This window comes from Corynebacterium ulceribovis DSM 45146 (assembly GCF_000372445.1).
In the GTDB taxonomy this organism is placed as follows: Bacteria; Actinomycetota; Actinomycetes; order Mycobacteriales; family Mycobacteriaceae; genus Corynebacterium; species Corynebacterium ulceribovis.
The window spans coordinates 33,003-54,244 of record NZ_AQUY01000003.1 but is presented as its reverse complement, the minus strand read 5'-3'; the positions used below and the strand labels follow the sequence as shown (position 1 = coordinate 54,244).

Sequence of the window (21,242 nt, the reverse complement as noted above, 5' to 3'; positions counted from 1 at the left end):
GAGAACTCACCGCAACCCCGAGCTAGAACAGAGCCCAGCGCTAGCCGCAGCAGGCATACTAGGGGCATGATCTTCCTTGGCACCGTAGTCAATGTCCTGCTGCTGGCGTTCCTCTCCCGGCAGCTGCTCGCGGTCCCAGTCGGGTGGGGCCGGACTCTGGTAATCAGCGTCATCATCAACGCGGTGACCTTCCCCTCCTTGGAAGCTATCTTCCGGTCCGTCGGCGTAGAAAACGTCACCTACACCACGCCACTGGTGCTATTTAGCCTGCTGCTCGCCGGATGGGCACTGACCTTCCAACTGATCATCCTCACCGTCTTGGAAGCCCTCGTGCCAACCGTGTCTGTGCCACCCATGCGCGCAGTAGTGATGGGGCTACCTGGCATGATCCGCCGCACCCGCCGTTACCTGCAGGTCTGGTGGATCCTCATCAAACACGGGCTGATCGGATTTACCTCTAAAGCTGGCGGTTACGACAAATCGCTAGCTCGCTCCCTGAAGGCGTCCCTAGTCGAATCCGGCGTAACCTTCATCAAACTCGGACAAATGCTGTCCACGCGCTCCGACCTGTTACCCAAAGCCTTCATCGACGAACTGTCCACCTTGCAAATGCAAGTGCCCTCTACGCCATGGAAAAACATGGAACCGAGCATCGTTGCAGCTATCGGCGGACCTGTCGACGAAGTATTCGCCGAGTTCGACACCACACCAATGGCAGCAGCATCCCTCGCGCAGGTCTACGCCGCCACACTGCCAAACGGCGACCGCGTCGTCGTCAAAGCTCTGCGCCCAGGTGCTAGAGCCCAAGCCAAATCCGACCTCGAAATCATCCTGCGCATCGCTGATCGCTTGGAAAAACGCACTGATTGGGGCTCCAGCATCGGCGCGCTTTCTCTTGCCGAAGGCTTCGCTGAATCCCTCGACGAAGAACTCGACTACCGCTTCGAAGTCGCCAATATGCGCGCGATTGCCAAGGCCGACCAAAAACTCGGCGTACCCCACCCCTATGAACAGCTTTCCGACGACAAAGTGCTCGTCATGGAACGCCTCGGCGGTATTCCACTGGCCAAAGCGGATGCCCTCATCGCCCAAATGCCCGATGAACGTCGCCAGGAAATGGCCAAAGACCTCGTTCGCGGCGTACTGCGCCAAGTACTACTCAGCGGCGTATTCCATGCAGACCTGCACCCCGGCAACATTGTTGTAGAAAAGGACTGCCTCGGCCTGCTGGACTTCGGCTCCGTCGGACGGCTCGACCGCCCCACCCGCGACGCCATGGCGCGACTTTTCGTCGCCGTCGGCCAACAGGACCCAGTCGGCGCCACCGACTGCCTCATCGAACTGCTAGGCCGGCCGGAGAACCTCGACGTGCGCGCCCTGCAACAAGATGTCGGACAACTGATCATGCGCTACGCCGTCGGTGGTGAAGTCCAAGGCGCCCGACTATTCGGCGACATGCTCGCCCTCGTCGTCAGCTACAAATTCCAAGTACCCGTCGCGCTGGCCACCGCGTTTCGAGCAATCGGCGGACTGGAAGGATCGCTGACAAAACTAGTGCCGGACCTCGACATGATTGACATCGCCACTGAACAAGGCGCGGCAATCATGCGTGACCGCCTTGAGCCGCGCGAACTGAAAGCGCACCTAGAACGCGAAACCCTCAACAATGCCGAAATTGCCGCACGGATGCCACGACGCATCGACCAAATCACCCGGCAACTTGAAGAAGGCCGCATGCGAATGGTTGTCCCCGGTGTTGAAGGCTTCGCCGACCAACGCTGGCTCACCGGCCTAGTACAACAAATCATCCTGGCGGTACTTGCCGCATCGGCCGGATTGGGCGGAGTGTATCTCCTAGCCTCCGGCGGCGGCCCTGACTTCCTACCGAAACTAACGCTATGGGAATTTTTGGGACTGACCATCCTGCTGGTGTCCTTCGTGCTGGGCACCCGCATCCTTGTGAACATTTTCCGGCAGGACACACCAGAGTCCTACCGAGAAATCCAGCCCGTCAAAATGGTGAAAGGGTAGCAGCGGGCAGCAAACGGTGGGCACCCCATACCGAAGTATGAGAGAAAACTACGGGCGCACCAAGAAATATCGGTAGTTCGGCGGATCCCGGTGAGCAAAGGATCTGCCACTATGGTGCCCATGAAAGATGAATCCACTGGGGTGGCTCAGCCACAGATAGCGCCGTATGCAGCGGCCGCTATGAATGACACCGCGACGTTAACTCCCGCGGCCACACCTGAACCAGCGCTAGGCCGACCAAAGAAACGCCTCGATACTCTCGATGTCATCCGAGGTATCGCGCTAGCAGGCATCCTCTTCGTCAACATCGGCCCCGTCGCGGACCTGTGGGCAACACCGCACAGCACGAGCTGGAACGTACATGTCATCTTCGACACCTTCTTCCAGCAGCGGTTCTTCCCAATCTTCACGCTGCTCTTCGGCATCGGCTTCGGCATGATGTGGAATATTTCCCAGGCCCGCAGCAAACACCCACGTCTAGTCATGTTCCGCCGGGTCGCATTCCTCATCGTGCTTGGACTCGGACACCAATTCCTCCACCCAGGCGAAGCGCTGTTCCTTTATGGTCTCGGCGGACTGATTTTCCTGCTGCCACTGACTTTCGCACCCAACTGGCTTGCCTGGACCCTCGGAATCATTTGCACCATTGCCGCGGCCGCACCAAGCAGCATCTTCGTCATCCCCGGGCTACTGATGCTTGGTTTTGCCATTGGTCGCGGCGGCCACATTTGGAAGATTGACAGCCTCGCCCGCAGCTATTGGTTCTTCCTGCCAATCCTCACGGTGCTCTCCGCCACCGGTGTCTGGCTGCAGCTGCAAGACACCGCCACCGGCGCCTACGGACCAGTCGGCGGAATCACCGGCCTGCTGCTCGCCGCAACCTACATTTTCCTGACCGCTGTGCTCATGCAAACTCCAGCACGAAAAGCGCTCACCAGAATCTTTTCCCCGCTAGGGCGGATGGCGCTGACCAATTACCTCACCGCAACCCTGTTCATGCTGGTCATCGAACAGCTGAAAGAACCGCTCAGTATTCCAACGACCGGCGGCCTGACCTGGGTACCACTGATGGCGATTATCATCCTGGTCATCCAGTGGGTCTGGTCCACCATCTGGCTGCGCTACCGCGCCCAAGGTCCGCTCGAACAAATCTGGCGCTACATCACTTGGTTGAAATGGGGTGCCACCTCCCGCAGTATCGCAGCGCAGCCGGTTACTGCGGCATGACATACTAGAAGGCGTGGTTGAGAAGAAGCAGATTAGCAATGTCCTCGCGTCGCGGTACGCCTCCCCGGCGATGACCGCGATGTGGTCGCCGGAAAGCAAAATTATCCAAGAGCGCGAGCTGTGGCTCGCAGTGCTCGCCGCGCAGAAAGACCTCGGTATCGACGTTCCGGAAAGTGCAATTGACGCCTACCGTGCGGTTATCGACCAGGTCGACCTCGCGTCGATTGCTGCGCGGGAAAAGATCACCCGCCATGACGTTAAGGCTCGCATCGAAGAATTCAATGCCTTGGCTGGGCACGAGCAGGTCCACAAGGGAATGACTTCCCGCGACCTGACCGAAAACGTCGAACAGCTGCAGATCCGCGACAGCCTGGTGCTGCTGCGTGACAAAGCCGTCGCAGTCGTAGCCCGCCTGAGCGCCAAAGCCGTGCAATACGAATCCCTGATTATGGCCGGCCGTTCCCACAACGTCGCAGCGCAGGCTACGACCTTGGGCAAGCGCTTTGCGTCCGCTGCCGACGAAATGCTCATCGCCATTGAGCGAGTCAACGACCTCATCAGCCGCTACCCGCTGCGCGGCATCAAGGGGCCAATGGGCACCGCGCAGGACATGCTGGACCTGCTCGGCGGCGACGAAAAGCAGTTGACCGCTCTAGAAAACCGCATCGCGGAACACCTCGGCTTCCGCAATGTCCTCGATTCAGTCGGCCAGGTTTACCCTCGCAGCCTCGACTACGATGCCCTCACCGCCCTTGTGCAGCTCGGCGCTGGCCCATCGTCGATGGCCACCACTATCCGTCTGATGGCTGGCAATGAAACCGTCACCGAAGGCTTCAAGGAAGGCCAAGTCGGTTCTTCGGCAATGCCGCACAAGATGAACGCGCGGTCGTGTGAGCGTGTGAACGGTTTCCAAATTATTCTCCGTGGCTACGCCGGCATGCTTGGCGAACTGTCGGGCCACCAGTGGAACGAAGGCGACGTGTCCTGCTCCGTTGTGCGGCGCGTGGCACTGCCGGATGCGTTCTTCGCCTTGGACGGCATGTTCGAAACGTTCCTTACCGTTATGGACGAGTTCGGTGCTTTCCCTGCGATGATTGAACGTGAATTGGAACGCTACCTGCCGTTCCTGGCTACCACCAAGGTGCTCATGGCGTGTGTTCGCGCGGGGGTTGGCCGTGAAGAAGCGCACGAAGCGATTAAGGAAAACGCGGTGGGCATGGCGTTGGATATGCGTGAAAAGGGCGCGGAACAAAACCTGGTGGACCGCCTAGCTGAGGATGCGCGGATTCCACTAGATAAGGCACAGCTGGAAGACGTGCTGACTGACCGCCACGCCTTCATCGGTGCGGCTGAAGGGCAGACTGAACGGGTGGCGAAGCGAGTTTCTGACCTGGCGACGCAGTTCCCGAACGCGGCGGATTACAAGCCGGGTGAGATTTTGTAGTTTGGTGTGGCGGTCTGGTTGATGGGGGATTGGCTGGGCCTAGATTGACAGACACGACTAGCAGGCGTCCCATGGCGGGATGCCTGCTTTTTGTTTGCGGTTGGCGAGGACGTTGCTAGGACGTTGCCTTCCCCCGGAATTAGAAAAGTGGATCTGTATCCGGTGGTGGGTCTCCTAGTGGCGTTCCTGGTGGGGGCTCTTCTGGCGCCCTTGTCGATGTCTCTTCTGGCGGCTCTTCGGCCGTCCCTCCTGGCGGTGGCACGTATCCTGGCGCTTGCTGGGCTGCAGGGCCTGTGTTGAATCTTGGTTCGGATTGCCGCCCATTGCCGTCGGTTCTGACGTGCCCAGAGCGGAAGTTCGTTTCCGCGGTTCGTTCACACATGTGGCCTCGGTAGTCGGCCTGCCAGGTGTCGTCATTCTGGCGGTGGTGTGCTCGGCACATTGGTACCAGGTTTTCCAGGGTTGTTTCGCCGCCGTCAATGAATGGCAGGATGTGGTGGAGGTCGCATAGGTCGATTGCTCGGTCGCATCCTGGGTGCTGGCAGCAGCCGTCAATAATCTGAGCAGCAATCCGCTGTTCAAAGCTGGCGAGGCGTCGTCCTTTGTATAGGTCTAGGTCGATTGGCGCTAGACCGTTGCTGGTGTCGAAAAGTGCCAGCAGCATGTTGTCGGTCACTCCGAGTCGCAGCATCTGGACCGCATTCAGGCTGGTGCCGACGTTGGTGTGGAAGCGACGGCGCCACCAAATAGCGGATGGGTCTTCTTCGCCGTTTGGGTCGAGGCAGAAGTCTTTCGCATCGGCGGTGGCCACGATGCTGGCCAGGCCTTTGTTACCGGGCCGGCCGTTATTCGCATGCGCCATTGCGTTTTGCAGAATTTTGGTGAGAGCGTCGGCATACTTTTGGCCGAGCGTGCGCTTATCTTCCACGCCTTCGGGCAGTTCGATGCCTTGCCCGCGGATGGCGTAGTCGTTGAAGAGTTTGGTGGCCAGGGTAGCGGCTGCCGCGTCGAGGGTGCCGCTAATGGTGATGCAACCGTCCGCATCTTGCTTGCCAACGAATAGGTTGCGGCGACGGTAATCGGCATTCCTGTCTTTGGCTTTGCTGACCGTCCGGTTCGATTGGTCCACGAGCTGGCGGGTGAGTCGACGGATTTCTGCGGAGTTTAGGCTACCTACCTGCTGGTATACCTTCCGCTTAATTTCTTCGGCGGTCATGCTCCCGCCGGGTAGCAGTCGGCTCAGCTCGTTGTAGATGGCGGCGCGGTCTTGGGCATTCAACTGGCCTTTGCCGGTTGCTTCTTCGGCGGCACGTTTGTTTTCTTCCCGCAGGCGTCGTTGTCTTTCCTGCTCAGCGAGTTCTTCTGCAGTCGGCTTTTCTGCCTGCGCAGCAGATTCTGCAGCGGCATCGCCCGCGGTATCCGGGGTCAGTGAACCCGCGGAATCGTCTGGTTCCACGTCGTCGTCAAGCTGCGCTGCCTTTACTCGTTCATTGGCTTCGCGGCGGCTGATTCCCAGTCGGTCCATGAGGAATGCAACTGCATTGGCGGTTCCCGCTTCTTCAATTCCTTCCGGAGTGAGCAGTGTCCGCGCAAGGTGCAGGTCAAATAGGTCTCGCGCGCTCAGAGCAGTCTCGAATTCTTGCGCCAGCGATACCAGCGTCCAAAAGGACAGCCCATTCGGATTCTTGCCGTTGGTTGCGATGTCAATGAACTCGCTTAGGCTACTCTTTAGTTCGTTAAGATACTCGAAAGCTGGGTGTTCTTCCACGCTGTTGACTGCGTGTAGGTGCGCCTCAGCTGCTGGTTTAGAGGAGGGGGTTGTGGCGGAATCCGCCTGGCTGTCAGCTAGTCGCAAGTCGGCATCGACCTTGTTGTTTAGGTTTCGGTTTGGCTGTGGCGCGGACATTTCCCCCTCCTTTCCTTTCTGGTTTCGCTTACATGTTCGAGTATAGCCTCGCGTCAGATGGGGCGGGTTAAAAACCGAACACGTGTTCCCTAATCTTAGGTGGCGGCAAAGTGTACACAAAGTTAATCCCCAGTCGCGCAACGCTTTTGAGTAGGCGACTGGGGCTAGTGGATAAGTGGATGGGGCCGGCACGGGGTCAGTAGCTGTGTGCCTATCGGTTGCCTTCACCGCGCCCTGAGGTCAGTTCTGAAACCGCTTCTCCAGCTCTTGCATCTTCGCTTCAATAATGTCGATGACCTTGTGAAACTCCGCATCCGACTTGCCAGATGGGTCATCTAGGCCCCAGTCTTCGCGGTGTTCGCACGGCAGGTAGGGGCATTCCACGTTGCAGCCCATTGTGATCAGTATGTCCACGGGCGGCAGTGTGTCTGTCAGTTTTGACTCCTGTGTCGACATGTCAATTCCGTAGCGTTCCTTGATAATTCGCACGGCATCCTGATTGATTTGCGGCACTTGTTCAGTGCCTGCCGAATAGAAGTCGAATGTGTCTCCGGCGAAATGATTGCCAAGCGTCTCTGCCATTTGGCTGCGGCAGGAGTTGTGTACGCACACAAATGCGATGACTTTTTTACCCTCAGAGCTGGTCATATAGATGAGTGTAAATATGTATTCCGGTTTCGTCTAGCCCTTTTGCGCCCCAAAACTTGAACCGGCCGCAGCGTCAGGTGTCACTATCAATCCCATGAACGAAATCGAACCGCAACCAAGAGACCCAACAGACCAAACAGCCCCCCACCCAACAGACCAAACAGACCCTCCCACCTACACTATCGGCACCGCCGCCGAAATCCTCGGCGTCACCGTCCGCACCCTCCGCCATTGGGACGAAATCGGCCTGCTCACCCCGCAATGGCGCACGTGGGGCGGCCACCGCCTTTACCTCGACGCCGACCTCCACCGAGCACACCGCGTCCTCGTCTACCGCGAGGCCGGAATGCCATTGCGGCAGGTAAAAGAGCTTATTGACGGAGGGGAATCCGAAAAACTCGCGCTCATTAAACAGCGCGAAATCTTAAAGGAGCGGGCTGCGCATTTGCACAGCATGCTCACCACTATCGACGAACTCATTAAGGCAATCACCATGAACTCACCACTTTCCCCACGAGAAGCAGCTGCAAAATTCGGATTCGAATGGCGCCAGGATTGGCAAGACGAAGCCGAAGAGCGCTGGGCCGGTACCGATGCTTGGGCACAGGCACAACAGCGCCAATCCCAGTTTTCCGAATCGGACTGGCAGGAAACGGTTGATGCGCAGCACGAACTCGTCGAAAAGCTACATGCTGCGGTGCGGGCGGACTCCGACCCTAATTCCGAAGAGGGGCGGGAGATTTCGGCATTGCACCGCCGAGGCATTGCGAAGCACTTCGACTGTGACCACAATCGGCAGGTCATTTTGGCGCGTATGTATACGCAGGATGATCGTTTCCGGGCGTTCTATGACAACGCTGGCGACTCCGGAGCTTTCACTCCAGGAGCCACCGACTGGTTGCTTGCCGCTATCGAAGCGGATGCGCGGGCGAACGGGGTGGACCCCGACGCCGCGAATTGGGGCTAGCCGCCCGCGTGGGTTTCACACGTGGGAGCAACTAACCTGGGAGCAACTAACCAATGAGCTTGCGGACGCGGCCTGTGAAATGCGGCCGCTTCTTCTTGCCGTGCCACGCCACAACGTCGTAGTCGCCAATGTCGCCGGTTCGGGCGCCAGCGCCCGCCGCACCGCCCCCAACACCACCAGCACCAACCCCAGCACGCGTAATCGCCACTGGCACCTTTGTTGGCAGCACCACTGGCGCCGCGAACTCAATGTCGAAGCTCCAGCTGGTGCCAGGCTGCACATCACATTCCGACAGTGCCCGCGAGGCTGTGTACATGCCATGGGCAATCATCCCCGGCATCCCCAGGCCCTTCGCCAGCAGCGGATTAATGTGAATCGGGTTGATATCGCCCGACAGCTTGGCCCACTCGCGGCCAGTGTCCGAGTCCAGCTTCCACAGCGCAGTTGGCATCGGCGTTTCAAATTCCGGCCGAACAGCTTCCAGTGCCTCGCCGAGCCCGTCGAGCTTGACGCCCTTGGCTAGATAGGTCGTCTCCTCCTCGGCAGCGACCTGTCCGTCAATAAGCACCTGCGATACAAGCAGTACCTCCGTGCCAACTCGGTGCGGTCGAAACTCCGCCACGGTAACCTGCAGGTCAACCTCGGAATCCAGTGGTACTGGACGCAGCTGACGCCACGTGTTGGTGGTGTGAATCAGACCCATCATCGGCAGCGGGAACTTCGGCTGCGTCATCAATTCCATCTGCAACGGCATCAGCAGGGAATGCAGATGCCCGAAGAATGCTTCCTCCGCAGGGCGGCCACCGACGAAAATGCGCATGGCATCGTCTCGGTCGCACGGCACCGGCACATCCGGCACCTCTAGCGTGGAAAACTCCAGCTCCTCGGGGGCCTTCGCCCGGCCCTTCTTGCCACCCGACGGCAGCACAGCTTTCGCATAGAGCCCACCGAGGCCCGGCACTTCCTTCAACGTTCGCACAGTCATGGTGAACCTACTTACCGACCTTGTTCTGGCCACACACGCGCAGCACCTGACCGGACAGGCCCTCGGCGGCAGGGGATGCAAAGAAGGCCACGCCCTGCGCGACATCCTCCGGCAGACCGCCCTGTAGCAGCGAGTTCAACCGGCGTGCCACATTGCGGGTAGCAAACGGAATCGCCGCCGTCATTTCAGTTTCAATGAACCCCGGCGCAATCGCATTTGCCGTGCCACCAAACTCCGCCGCCTGCTTCGTCGTGGCCTGCACCATGCCAATGACACCGGCCTTCGTCACCGCGTAGTTCGTCTGCCCGCGGTTACCCGCAATACCGGACGTCGACGACATCGAAATAATGCGCGGGTGGTCCTGGAACACTGGGTTTGCCAGCAACTGCTCATTCATCTTCAGCTGCGACTCAATATTCACCGCAATGACCGAACCCCACTTCGCGTCATCCATATTCGCGAACAGCTTGTCGCGGGTAATGCCAGCGTTGTGCACCACAATGTCCAAGCGGCCGTACTTGCGCTGCGCCGCCTCAGCAATCTTCGCGCCAGCATCCTCGGCAGTGATGTCCTGCTGCAGCGCCAAACCGCCCAGCGCATTCGCCACCTTCGCCAGGTTCTCACCCGCGGCCGGCACGTCAATGACAATCACTTCGGCGCCGTCGTTATGCAGGGTCTCGGCAATCGCCTTACCAATACCCCGGGCGGCGCCAGTCACCGCTGCCACCTGCCCAGCCAGCGGCTTCTCCCAGTTCTCCGGCAGCTCACCACGTTCGGAATCAACCACGAGGAACTGGCCGTCAACAAACGCCGAACGCGACGACAGGAAGAAACGCAATGCTGCCTGCACACCAACCGCATCGGCAGCTACATCGTCGTTAATCAGGATGCCGTTGGCTGTCGCACCGCCGCGCACTTCCTGACCAAGCGACCGCACAAGTCCCTCCACACCTGCGCGTGCGGAGTTCGTCGCTGGGTCGTCAATGTGCTCACCAAACGGCCGCGACAGGGTGACAAACCGACCGTTTTTCGCCAGCCGCTTAAACGATTTATTCATCTCCAGCACTGGTTCCTGGAACTGCTGTGGCCGGGTGATGTCAGTAAATACTGCCACAATCGCGCCGACCTTCTGGTCCGGAGCCACGCCCGTGCGCACATCCAGACCCCAACCGGTCAGAATGTCAGTAACTTTCGGCAGGTCCGGGCCGTCACCGACCAGCAGCACAATATTGTTTTCCAGCAGCGGCTGGCCCGCTTCATATCGTCGCAGCACTGGCGGCTGTGGCAGCCCCAGTTGCTTTGCCACACCAGTCAGTGGGCCACCGTTTACCAGGTCAATGTACTTATCCGACATGAGTTCTCCTTGCGTCAAAGGGCTTGTTGACGTTTATGGTTGCGGGGTTACGGACGGGCGTCGAGGATGGCGACGACACCTTGGCCACCGGCAGCGCACACCGAAATCAGGCCGCGGGCGGTTTCGCCGGTCTCGTCGGCCTTGGCGCGCAGCATTTTCGCGAGCGATGCAGCGATGCGGCCGCCGGTCGCAGCAAATGGGTGACCAGTTGCCAGGGAGGAGCCGTTGACGTTCAGCTTGGTGCGGTCAATGCTGCCAAGTGGCTTGTCTAGGCCCAGGCGGTCGGAGCAGAATTCTGCGTCTTCCCACGCCTTCAACGTGGCCAGCACCGTCGAAGCGAAGGCTTCATGCAGTTCGTAGAAGTCGAAGTCCTGCAGCTTCAGGCCATTGCGCTCCAGCATGCGTGGCACTGCGTAGGCAGGAGCCATCAGGAGCCCTTCATCGCCGTGGACGAAGTCAACGGCAGCGGACTCAAAGTCCACTAGGTCCGCGAGCACTGGCAGGTTGCGCTGCTCAGCCCATTCGACGGAGGAAATCAACACTGCGGACGCGCCGTCGGTCAACGTGGTGGAGTTTCCGGCAGTCATCGTTGCCTCTGCATCCAGCGACTTACCGAACACTGGCTTCAGCTTGGCGAGCTTCTCCACGGTGGAGTCTGGACGCAGGTTGTTGTCCTTATTCACACCGCGGAACGGCGTAATCAGGTCGTCAAAGAAACCCTCGTCGTAGGCGCGGGCCAAGTTCTGGTGCGACGCCGCCGCCAGTTCATCCTGCTCTTCGCGGGTCACACCCCACTTCGCGGTGGTGATCGCCTGGTGTTCACCCATGGACAGGCCGGTGCGTGGTTCGCCGGTGCCTGGCGCCAATGGCTTGAAGTCTGCTGGGCGAATCGCCGACAGTGCCTTGATCTGGTTCAGCGGTTTCTTCTGGCGGGACGCATCCAGCAGGGCAGTGCGCATGCCGTCGGACACCGCAATCGGCGCGTCGGAGGTGGTGTCTACACCCGATGCGATACCCACGTCGATCTGGCCGAGTTTGATCTTCGCCGCCACATCATTCATCGCCTGCATTCCCGTGGCGCAAGCCATCTGCACATCAAATGCTGGGGTGTGTGGGTCCAATGCGGAGCCGAGCACCACTTCGCGGACCATGTTGAAGTCGCGGGAGTGCTTCAGCACGGCGCCACCGGTCACCATGCCCAGCTTTTCGCCGGACAGGCCGAATCGTGCCACCAAGCCGTCAATTGCCGAGGTCAGCATGTCAATATTTGAGGCACCGAAGTAAGCGCCGTTGGAACGGACGAATGGAATTCGGTTGCCGCCGACGATGACTGCGCGGCGTGGTTCAGGGGTGGAAGTCATGGTGCAGTCCTTCTCCTTGTGCACTGTTGCGTACACAGTGTTGAGTGATTTGGCAGAAACAGATCTTGTGACGTGTTCCCCGTCACATAGTTATGTTTCCAGCCTAGCGGGAGATTCTGACCTGCGGGGAAAGTTCAGAAATTATTACCTTCTTGCATTTCAATTCACAGTCAGCGCTCAGCGGGACTACACTACGCGGCATGCGTCCTGAACTGTCCGATTATGAGCACGTCTCTGCTGGCAAGGTCCGCGAGATCTATGAAGTAGACGAAAACACACTCCTTCTGGTTGTCTCCGACCGTATTTCCGCGTACGACCACATCCTGGACACCCCAATCCCTGACAAGGGGCGAGTCCTCACCGCCATGAGCGTCTACTTCTTCGACGCCATCGACTTCCCAAACCACCTCGCCGGCCCAGCCGACGACCCGCGCATTCCGGAGGAAGTTCTCGGCCGCGCCCTGATCGTCAAAAAGCTCAATATGCTGCCTTTCGAATGCGTGGCGCGCGGTTACCTCACCGGCTCCGGCATGAAGGAATACCAGGCCAACGGCACTGTCTGCGGCATCGAACTGCCAGCAGGCCTGGAAGAAGCGTCGAAGCTGCCAGAGCCAATCTTCACCCCAGCCACCAAGGCTGAGCTTGGCGACCACGACGAGAACGTGCCATTTAGCGCCGTCGTCGACGCCCTTGGCGTGGCCCGCGCGGAAGAACTGCGCGCCGCAACCCTGAAGATTTACTCCGAAGCCGCAGCCATGGCCCTCGACAAGGGTGTCATCCTCGCCGACACCAAGTTTGAATTCGGCCTGGACAGCGACGGCAACCTCGTCATCGCCGACGAAGTGCTCACCCCAGACTCCTCCCGCTACTGGCCAGCTGACGGCTACACCGAAGGTGAAGTCCAGCCTTCCTTCGACAAGCAGTACGTCCGCAACTGGCTGACCAGCTCAAAGTCTGGCTGGGATGGCCAGTCCGAGCCACCAGAGCTACCAGGCTCCGTCGTCGAAGCAACCCGCGACCGCTACGTTGAAGCCTACGAACGCATCTCCGGCAAGAAGTTTGCAGATTGGATCGGCGACCCTGCATGACCGCCCGTAACGTCACCGCTAAGCAGCCCATTGCAGCTCAGCGGCCACTTACTCGTACCCATCACGGCCGCGAATTCGTTGATAACTACGAATGGCTGCGCGACAAAGACAACCCAGAAGTCCGCGCCTACCTCGAAGCCGAAAACGAATACACCAAGGCGCACACCGCCGACCTGACGGACCTCACCGACACGGTCTACGGCGAGATTAAGTCGCGGGTGAAAGAAACCGACATGTCGGTGCCAGTGCGCAACGGCGATTTTTGGTACTACGGCCGCAGCGTCGAAGGCAAAAACTACGGTGTGTCCTGCCGTATCCCAGCCGTCCCGAAAACTGCGGCGGACGCGTGGGTCCCGCCGGTGCTGCCGGAAGAAGGCGCACCTGAGGGCGAGCAGATTATCTTCGACGCCAACCTTGCCGCCGAAGGCCACGAGTTCTTCAGCATGGGTGCCGGAGCCGTCAGCTTGGATGGTCGCTACCTGGCCTATTCCACCGACGTTGTGGGCGACGAGCGCTACACCCTGCGGATCCGCGACCTTACGACCGGCGAAGACCTGCCAGACACCATCGAAGATATTTCTGCCGGTGCGACTTGGGTCGGCAGCGACTGGATTTTCTACCAGCGCGTCGACGAAGCCTGGCGCCCAGATTCAGTGTGGCGACACAAAGTCGGCACCGATGTCGCCGATGACGTCCGCATTTTCCACGAGCCGGATGAAGCATACTGGGTTGGTGTTGGCACCACCCGCAGCGAAAAGTACCTGCTCATTGAGGTTGGTTCGAAGACCACGTCGGAAGTGTGGGCCATCGACACCGCCAACATTGAATCCGACCCGTGGTGCATCCGTGAGCGTGACACCGGCATCGAATACGACGTTGAACACGCCGTTATTGCAGGCCGCGACCGTTTCCTTATCACTCACAACGCCCTGAGCGTCGACTATTCCGTCGGTATCGCCGACGTTGGCCCGCTACCAGCCCTCACCGACATCACCGAGGTCATCGCCCCACGCGACGGCGTCCGCATCGAAGGTGTCAGCGCCTTCGCCGGCCACATCCTGTTGGCCTACCGACGTGGCGGCATTGGCCGGTTGGCCCTGTGCACTTCGCTTGTTGACGGCGACCAGGCGTTGAATTTCCGCGAGTTGGAGTTCGCTGAAGAGCTGTACAGCGTCGGAGCAAGCGCGAACCCAGAGTGGGATACCCCAGTGCTGCGGTTCGGTTACGGCTCGTTCACCACCCCAAGTCAGACCTGGGAAATGGATATTGCCACTGGTGAGCGCACGCTGCTGAAAGAGCAGGAAATTCCAGGCGGCTACGACAAGACGCAGTACCAGGCCACCCGCATGTGGGCGACCGCTGCAGACGGCACCGAAGTGCCTATCTCGGTGGTGCGCCGCGTGGACCTGGATATGAGTTCGCCGAAACCGACTCTGCTCTACGCCTACGGCTCCTATGAGATGCCGGTGGATCCTGGTTTCTCGGTGAGCCGGTTGAGCCTGCTGGACCGCGGAATGGTGTGGGCAGTGGCGCATGTGCGCGGCGGCGGCGAAATGGGCCGCAGCTGGTGGCTGAATGGCCGCGAAAAGTCGAAACCAAATACGTTCACTGACTTCATTGCCTGCGCCGATGAATTGGTTGCCCAGGGAATTACGACGCACCAGATGATGGCTGCCGAAGGCGGAAGTGCTGGCGGCATGCTCATGGGCGCGGTGGCCAATATGGCGCCGGAGAAGTTCTGCGGTATCCAGGCAGTGGTGCCGTTTGTGGACTCGCTGACCTCGATGCTCATGCCGGAGCTGCCGCTGACGGTGGTGGAGTGGGAAGAGTGGGGTAACCCGCTGGCGGACCCAGAAATCTACGACCTCATGGCTAGCTACTCGGCGTATGAGAATGTTCGTGACGACGTGGAATACCCAGAAATTCTGGCTTTGACCAGCCTGAATGATACTCGGGTGCTCTATGTGGAGCCAGCAAAGTGGATTGCCAAGTTGCAAGAAATCGGCAAAGGCGGCCCATTCTTGTTGAAGACTGAAATGTCCGCAGGCCATGGTGGTGTCTCGGGACGCTACGCCAAGTGGAAAGAAACCGCCTACGAGTATGCGTGGATTCTGCGCGTGACTGGGGCGGCTTAGGCGCTGAAATCCGGTGCCAACTGTGGCACCATCGTTGCCTATGACAGGCTCCCTTCTTGTGTCGATATCAGGGATCCGAGACAACACCCTCGGATCTGTGAAATCCCTGGTATCGCACCTTGACTCCATCGACGTACCAGTGTCGTTGCTCGTGGCACCCCACATCGGCGAAAGCTGGCACTTGGCGAAGGACAAGAAGACCCTGAAGTGGGTACAGAAGCAGGTCGACGCTGGGACTCCGATTATTTTGAACGGATTCGACCAGACTGTCTCCGGCCGCCGCGCCGAATTCGCCGCCCTCGGCGGCCACGAAGCGAAACTGCGCCTCACCGCTGCGAACCGGCAAATGGACAAGCTTGGCCTAGCCACCGACCTGTTTTCCCCACCGCGGTGGCAACTGTCGCCCGGCACCCTCGAGATGCTGCCCGCCATGGGCTACCGCTTGGTCGGCGATTTGCAGGGCATCCATACGTTTACCGACGGTTACTTTCACCGTTCGCGGGTGCTCGCCATGGGTGAGGGCTTTGGCGCCGCCGGATGGTGGCGCCGCAACGTCATCAAGGCAGCGGCCCGAAACGCCGCAGCAGGGAAGCTGGTACGCCTGTCTGTCTCCGGCGGCCAGTTGGCGCGAGCGAAAACCCTCCGGGACTTCGTCGGTGCCATCGATGCCACGCTTGAGCTTGGCAGCACACCGGCAACGTACCGGGATCTGCTCGACTAGTCGCGGCATCCGGGCTGTCTGGACCTGGAAATCTGTAACTGAAGCTGGAGAAGGTAAGCTCGGTAACGTCATTGGTGGCAGGACCACTTTTGCCGCCAGAACCCCCAGCTAACCAGGAGCTTCAAGAATGGCCCGAGTAGTTGTCAACGTGATGCCCAAGGAAGAGATTCTGGACCCACAGGGCCAGGCTGTTCAGCGTGCGCTAGGCCGAATCGGCGTCAGCGGCGTATCCGATGTGCGTCAGGGCAAGCGATTCGAACTCGAAGTGGATGACAGCGTCACCACCGAGGACTTGGAAAAAATTGCCGCGAACCTGCTGGCAAACACCGTCATCGAAAACTACGACGTCGTTGGTGTTGAGGTGGCTCAGTGAGCGCACGCATCGGTGTCATTACATTTCCCGGAACCCTGGACGATGTTGACGCAGCCCGTGCCGTCCGCCTAGCCGGCGCCGAAGTTGTCGACCTCTGGCACAACGACGCTGACCTGAAGAACGTCGACGCTGTGGTCGTCCCCGGCGGCTTCTCCTACGGCGACTACCTGCGCTGCGGTGCCATTTCCGCACTCGCCCCAGTCATGCAGTCCGTCATTGAATCCGCCAAGGGCGGCATGCCAGTGCTCGGTATCTGCAACGGCTTCCAGATTCTGACCGAAGCCGGACTGCTGCCAGGCGCGCTGACCCGCAACGAAGGCCTGCACTTCAACTGCGACGACACCCACTTGGTTGTCGAAAACAACACCACCGCTTGGACCTCCGGCTACACGGAAAAGGAACACATCCTCATTCCGCACAAGCACGCTGAAGGCCGCTACCAGGCATCGGCAGAAACCATCGCGGAACTGGAAGGCGAAGGCCGCGTGGTCTTCCGCTACACCGTTAACCCGAATGGCTCCCTGCATGACATCGCTGGTGTTGCCAGCGCCGACGGCCGCATCGTTGGCTTGATGCCACACCCAGAGCATGCTGTCGAAGCACTGACGGGCCCATCTGTGGACGGCCTGACCATGTTCATTTCTGCCGTTTCGACCATTGGCGCGTAGCCGCCAGCCGGAAGGAAAATAGGTTCACTCAATGAGCGAATACAAGGTACACGACGACACCGTCGACAATGCCAAAAACACCCCGGACCTGGAACAGCCGTGGGCGGAACTGGGCCTGAAGGAAGACGAATACCAGCGCATCCGCGACATCCTGGGCCGCCGCCCAACCGACGCAGAACTGGCCGTCTACTCCGTCATGTGGTCGGAGCACTGCTCCTACAAATCCTCCAAGGTGCACCTGCGCTACTTCGGTGAAACCACCACCGACGAAATGAAGTCGAAGATGCTGGCCGGCATCGGCGAAAACGCCGGTGTGGTCGACATCGGAGACGGCTGGGCAGTGACCTTCAAGGTCGAATCCCACAACCACCCTTCCTACGTCGAGCCATACCAAGGCGCCGCAACCGGCGTTGGCGGCATTGTCCGCGACATCATGGCCATGGGTGCCCGCCCAGTTGCCGTCATGGACCAGCTGCGCTTCGGCCCAGCGGACGCACCGGATACTCAGCGCGTGCTGCCGGGTGTCATCTCCGGTGTTGGCGGATACGGCAACTGCCTCGGCCTGCCAAACATTGGCGGCGAAACCGTCTTTGACGAGTCCTACGCAGGCAACCCGCTGGTCAACGCGCTGTGTGTGGGCGTGCTGCCGAAGGAAGATCTGCACCTAGCGTTTGCTTCCGGTACCGGTAACCGTGTGGTGCTTTTCGGCTCTCGCACCGGCCTCGACGGCATCGGCGGTGTCTCCGTCCTTGCCTCCGACACCTTCGAAGAAGGCGCCGAGCGCAAACTGCCTGCCGTGCAGGTGGGCGACCCGTTCGCTGAGAAGGTCCTCATCGAATGCTGCCTGGACCTGTACAAGGCCGGTGTGGTCGTTGGTATTCAGGACCTCGGCGGCGCGGGCCTGTCCTGCGCGGTCTCCGAGCTTGCTGCAGCCGGTGACGGTGGCATGGAAGTGAACCTGGATAACGTTCACCTGCGCGCGGAAAATATGTCCGCCGCCGAAATCCTGTCCTCTGAATCGCAGGAGCGCATGTGCGCGGTGGTGAAGCCAGAAGACATGGATGAATTCATGGCTATCTGTGCCAAGTGGGATGTCATTGCCTCCGACATTGGTGAAGTCACCGATGGCGACCACCTCGTCATCAAGCACTTCGGTAAGACTGTCGTTGACGCCCCACCGAAGACCATCGCTGATGAAGGCCCAGTGTACGAACGTCCTTGGGCACGCCCAGAGTGGCAGGACGCGCTGCAGATTGCGCCGGAGCTGGACCGCCCAGAATCTGCGGAAGAGCTGCGCGAGACCGTGCTAAAGATGGCGGCATCGCCAGCGCTGTGCTCCCGCCAGTTCATCACCGAACAGTACGACCGCTACGTCCGCGGTAACACCGTTGCCGCTAAGCACTCCGACGCTGGTGTGCTGCGCGTGAACGAAGAAACCGGCCGCGGCATTGCCGTGTCCACCGACGCTTCCGGCCGCTACACCAAGCTGGACCCACGGATGGGTGCCCAGCTGGCGCTGGCCGAGGCCTACCGCAACGTGTCGGTAACCGGTGCGAAACCATTCGCGGTATCGAACTGCCTGAACTTCGGTTCCCCGGAGAACCCAGATGTCATGTGGCAGTTCCGCGAAGCGGTTCGCGGCTTGGCTGATGGCGCGAAGGAATTGTCGATCCCAGTGACTGGCGGCAATGTGTCCTTCTACAACCAGACCGGTGAAGAACCAATCCTGCCAACCCCAGTCATTGCCGTGTTGGGCATTGTTGACGATGTGAACCGCGCGTTCTCCAACCGACTCGGCACTGTTGAAGGCGAAGAGCTGGTGCTGCTCGGCGCAACCGAAGATGAACTCGGCGGCTCTATCTGGCAGCAGGTTGCTCACGGTGCGCTAGCCGGTCTGCCGCCGCAGGTTGAGCTGGAAAACGAAGAGAAACTGTCGAAGTTCTTCACCTCCCAGGTCGAAGCCGGTGCTTCCGATTCCGCTCGTCTGATTTCCGCAGCCCGCGACCTGTCCGAAGGTGGCCTGGCGCAGGCACTGGTGGAAGCTGCCGTGCAGTCCGGTGTCGGCCTGCAGGTGGAGCTGACCCAGGTGCATGCCGACGCATTCGTCGCACTGTTCTCTGAATCTGCTTCTCGAGCATTGGTCGCAGTGCCATCGGAAAACATGGAAGCTGTGACGGCTCTGGCTGCAGACTTGGGTATCCAGGCTGCTCGCATTGGTCGGGTTACCAGCGTCGATGACGGTACTGCCACCATTGACGTCTCCGGCGCAACCGCTGCTGGTGATGTTATTGACTTCAGCATCCCAGTGACCGAAGCTGCCGAGGCCTGGACCTCGACCCTGCCGGAACTCTTCGGCAACGCAGCAGGCGCCAACTCCGTTGTGGAGTAGCAACGGAGTAGTGGCTAGCCGCTATTGACTGCGCATAGCTAAAGCCCTAGTCAGGCAGGATTTCCTTCTCTGACTAGGGCTTTTCTGTGTTTTCGGTACGCAACGCAGCGATGACCAATTTCAACCTTGACTGGACACCGTATTTAACGAACAGCGCAGCAATATGCTTTTTGACGGCGGCAATCGAAACCCGCAATTCAAGAGCAATTTCCTGGTTACTGAGCCCGTCAAGGAGCAAATTAAGGACTTCGCTTTCGCGCGCAGTGAGTTCGGGTGGTTGAATGGCCTGGTCCGCATAGGAACTGACCAGTGCACTTTCTTTGGTGGCCGGAGCTAGGTATTGACCTAAGCGTTGTGCCATGACTGGTTCGATATACGCCTGGTTCTTAGCTGTGGCTAGAACTGCCTCCGTAATGACATCGGGCGGCGCAGATTTTAAAACAATTCCGTTTGTGCCTGCGCGTAGTGCTTCGACTACATATTCGTCTTCATCAAAGGAAGTGATTGCGACAACTCTGACTCGAGGCATCCGCTGGCGGATTTCGCGGGCCAAATCCACACCGCTCATTCGTGGCATTCGAATATCAGTAAGAACTACGTCCACATGTCTTGTAGCTAGAATGTTCAGAGCCTCCGCCGCGGAGGACACAACGCCGATGATATCGAACTCTTCGCGATTGAAATATGCGGGCAGCATCTGGCGAACGACGGGATCGTCATCGACGATAAGCAGTGAAGTCTTGCTCATTCGGCAACACGCCCTGTCACAGTCTTCGTGACAATCGGAAGCTCCAACGCAACACGCGCAGTTTGATTCTTGTGCGTGAATTGAGCTGACCCGCCAGCTTCTTGAGCAAGCCTTTCGATTGAAGCCAAACCCATTCCAGTGGTGTCCATCGGGAGTCTAGATTCGCTGCGGATACCGTTCACAATGAACGCATTGACTTTTGACGCATCGGTTTCAATGAACACTCGCACTGGTTTGGCCCCGTGCTTGAGCACATTGGTGAACGCTTCCCTCAGTGCACGCTCTGATTCGCTGGAGATGATGACGTCCAGATTCCCCTCAATCTCCAACTCCGGCTCGAGTCCAAGCTTCTTCAATTCGCCCAAAGCGACATCAAGGCAATCCTTCAAACCGTGTTCGTCGGCGTTCTCGGGGGCGGCAATACGTAACTGCGCGATGACTTCTCGCAAAGACCTAATTCCTTGCCTGGCCTCCCGCTGGATATCGGGCTGTTCAGGCGAAAGAAGTACGATTCGGGTCAGGGAATCGGCAACGCTGTCATGGAGACGGCGCGCAAGATCGATCTGTAGATTCTTTTGCAACAGCCGGTGGTCAAGTGCCGCTTGTCGCTTCTGAATGCGCGATAGTCGTCGGCCAAGCCCGACACTTACAGCGAGTGAAATTCCGAGAGCCCCGACGAGTGCTTGCCCAAAATCAGAGAACTGCCATGGAGCGAGCGGGGAACCAAAAATAAACCATAGGCCAATGGCCAATGAGGTTATCTCCGCTGCCCGCCAATGGGCATGGAGTATCTGCACTTCTAATACCAGAAAGCTGAGCAGTGCAACGAAGGCGGCGGTTTCAGTGTCGGTGATGAAAAGACCAGAGATGATGCACGCGGTCATTCCGGCGGATCTGATTCCACTGGATAACGCCCAATGGGTTGCAGCGAGTAGTAGCACCCCGGCAGCAACGGTGGTCCATTCGAGATTGTCTATGCTCAAGCCGCCAGCAATGGCTAGACAAAGGAAGCCAGCTCCAAACCACAGTTCAATTTGTCCGCGAAAACTGCTGGCGATTCTCTTTAAAGTCATGCCCAACGAGCTCATATTAAGTCTGCTATCTCCTTGTTTCCTCTAATTCACCATGTGAGCTCTGTTTTCACCAAGCCTTCTACCTTTGGTTACCTCACGGAGGTTTGGTCGGACCTTGTCAGTG

Annotated in this window: 17 protein-coding genes; 10 read left to right on the top strand and 7 right to left on the bottom strand. The window is 59.1% G+C overall.

Going from position 1 to position 21,242, the window contains the following annotated elements; translation table 11 throughout:
* Positions 1 to 66: 66 nt before the first annotated feature.
* The 3 genes from A3EC_RS11910 (at position 67) to purB (ending at position 4,702) form a co-directional block, all read left to right on the top strand.
* The gene (locus A3EC_RS11910; RefSeq protein ID WP_018024815.1) at positions 67 to 2,031 is read left to right on the top strand and encodes an ABC1 kinase family protein; all 1,965 of its coding nucleotides are present in this window, start codon (positions 67 to 69) and stop codon (positions 2,029 to 2,031) included.
* Between the two features lie 111 nt (positions 2,032 to 2,142).
* Positions 2,143 to 3,258: a DUF418 domain-containing protein gene (locus tag A3EC_RS11905; RefSeq protein WP_018024814.1), complete on the top strand. Its 1,116-nt coding sequence runs from the start codon at positions 2,143 to 2,145 to the stop codon at positions 3,256 to 3,258.
* 13 nt (positions 3,259 to 3,271) lie between these two features.
* Entirely contained in the window at positions 3,272 to 4,702 is a 1,431-nt protein-coding gene (gene purB, locus A3EC_RS0108780; protein ID WP_018024813.1) for an adenylosuccinate lyase, read from the top strand.
* A gap of 139 nt (positions 4,703 to 4,841) precedes the next feature.
* Here the strand turns inward: purB and A3EC_RS0108775 are convergent, their stop codons facing one another.
* Both A3EC_RS0108775 and A3EC_RS0108770 read right to left on the bottom strand, forming a co-directional pair.
* Positions 4,842 to 6,608 (bottom strand): HNH endonuclease signature motif containing protein, encoded by a 1,767-nt coding sequence (locus tag A3EC_RS0108775; RefSeq protein ID WP_018024812.1) that lies wholly within the window; start codon positions 6,606 to 6,608, stop codon positions 4,842 to 4,844.
* Positions 6,609 to 6,848: 240 nt separating this feature from the next.
* Entirely contained in the window at positions 6,849 to 7,256 is a 408-nt protein-coding gene (locus A3EC_RS0108770; RefSeq protein WP_018024811.1) for an arsenate reductase ArsC, read from the bottom strand.
* Between the two features lie 94 nt (positions 7,257 to 7,350).
* On the opposite strand from A3EC_RS0108770, the gene A3EC_RS0108765 reads away from it, so the two are divergent.
* Positions 7,351 to 8,223 carry a MerR family transcriptional regulator gene (locus tag A3EC_RS0108765; protein ID WP_018024810.1) on the top strand — a complete coding sequence of 291 codons (873 nt, stop codon included), beginning with the start codon at positions 7,351 to 7,353 and terminating at the stop codon, positions 8,221 to 8,223.
* A 46-nt stretch (positions 8,224 to 8,269) separates the two neighbouring features.
* Here A3EC_RS0108765 and A3EC_RS0108760 read toward each other — a convergent pair whose 3' ends face one another.
* Genes A3EC_RS0108760 through A3EC_RS0108750 form a run of 3 tightly spaced genes read right to left on the bottom strand, consistent with a single transcriptional unit; the run spans position 8,270 to position 11,923 of the window.
* Positions 8,270 to 9,208, bottom strand: a complete 939-nt coding sequence (locus A3EC_RS0108760) for a MaoC/PaaZ C-terminal domain-containing protein (RefSeq protein WP_018024809.1) — start codon at positions 9,206 to 9,208, stop codon at positions 8,270 to 8,272.
* Positions 9,209 to 9,215: 7 nt separating this feature from the next.
* Positions 9,216 to 10,562 carry a 3-oxoacyl-ACP reductase gene (locus A3EC_RS0108755; RefSeq protein ID WP_018024808.1) on the bottom strand — a complete coding sequence of 449 codons (1,347 nt, stop codon included), beginning with the start codon at positions 10,560 to 10,562 and terminating at the stop codon, positions 9,216 to 9,218.
* A 47-nt stretch (positions 10,563 to 10,609) separates the two neighbouring features.
* On the bottom strand, positions 10,610 to 11,923 hold the full coding sequence (locus A3EC_RS0108750; RefSeq protein ID WP_018024807.1) for an acetyl-CoA C-acetyltransferase: 1,314 nt from the start codon (positions 11,921 to 11,923) through the stop codon (positions 10,610 to 10,612).
* Between the two features lie 200 nt (positions 11,924 to 12,123).
* Between A3EC_RS0108750 and A3EC_RS0108745 the strand changes: the two genes are divergently transcribed.
* The 6 genes from A3EC_RS0108745 to purL all read left to right on the top strand — a co-directional run bounded on the left by A3EC_RS0108745 (position 12,124) and on the right by purL (position 19,297).
* A complete protein-coding gene (locus A3EC_RS0108745; protein ID WP_018024806.1) occupies positions 12,124 to 13,011 on the top strand; it encodes a phosphoribosylaminoimidazolesuccinocarboxamide synthase in 888 nt (295 codons plus the stop codon).
* On the top strand, positions 13,008 to 15,146 hold the full coding sequence (locus A3EC_RS0108740) for a S9 family peptidase (RefSeq protein ID WP_018024805.1): 2,139 nt from the start codon (positions 13,008 to 13,010) through the stop codon (positions 15,144 to 15,146). The genes A3EC_RS0108745 and A3EC_RS0108740 overlap by 4 nt, the downstream gene beginning before the upstream one ends.
* A gap of 40 nt (positions 15,147 to 15,186) precedes the next feature.
* Positions 15,187 to 15,867, top strand: a complete 681-nt coding sequence (locus A3EC_RS0108735; protein ID WP_026162353.1) for a DUF2334 domain-containing protein — start codon at positions 15,187 to 15,189, stop codon at positions 15,865 to 15,867.
* 127 nt (positions 15,868 to 15,994) lie between these two features.
* On the top strand, positions 15,995 to 16,240 hold the full coding sequence (purS, locus tag A3EC_RS0108730) for a phosphoribosylformylglycinamidine synthase subunit PurS (protein ID WP_018024803.1): 246 nt from the start codon (positions 15,995 to 15,997) through the stop codon (positions 16,238 to 16,240).
* Entirely contained in the window at positions 16,237 to 16,908 is a 672-nt protein-coding gene (gene purQ, locus A3EC_RS0108725; RefSeq protein ID WP_018024802.1) for a phosphoribosylformylglycinamidine synthase subunit PurQ, read from the top strand. Before purS ends, purQ begins: the two co-directional genes overlap by 4 nt.
* A 31-nt stretch (positions 16,909 to 16,939) precedes the next feature.
* Positions 16,940 to 19,297: a phosphoribosylformylglycinamidine synthase subunit PurL gene (gene purL / locus A3EC_RS0108720; RefSeq protein WP_018024801.1), complete on the top strand. Its 2,358-nt coding sequence runs from the start codon at positions 16,940 to 16,942 to the stop codon at positions 19,295 to 19,297.
* A 73-nt stretch (positions 19,298 to 19,370) separates the two neighbouring features.
* On the opposite strand, the gene A3EC_RS0108715 is transcribed toward purL, so the two are convergent.
* Positions 19,371 to 20,045 (bottom strand): response regulator transcription factor, encoded by a 675-nt coding sequence (locus A3EC_RS0108715; protein WP_018024800.1) that lies wholly within the window; start codon positions 20,043 to 20,045, stop codon positions 19,371 to 19,373.
* Complete coding sequence (locus tag A3EC_RS0108710; RefSeq protein ID WP_018024799.1) at positions 20,042 to 21,133, bottom strand: sensor histidine kinase; 1,092 nt, start codon at positions 21,131 to 21,133, stop codon at positions 20,042 to 20,044. The genes A3EC_RS0108715 and A3EC_RS0108710 overlap by 4 nt, the downstream gene beginning before the upstream one ends.
* Between the last annotated feature and the right edge of the window lie 109 nt (positions 21,134 to 21,242).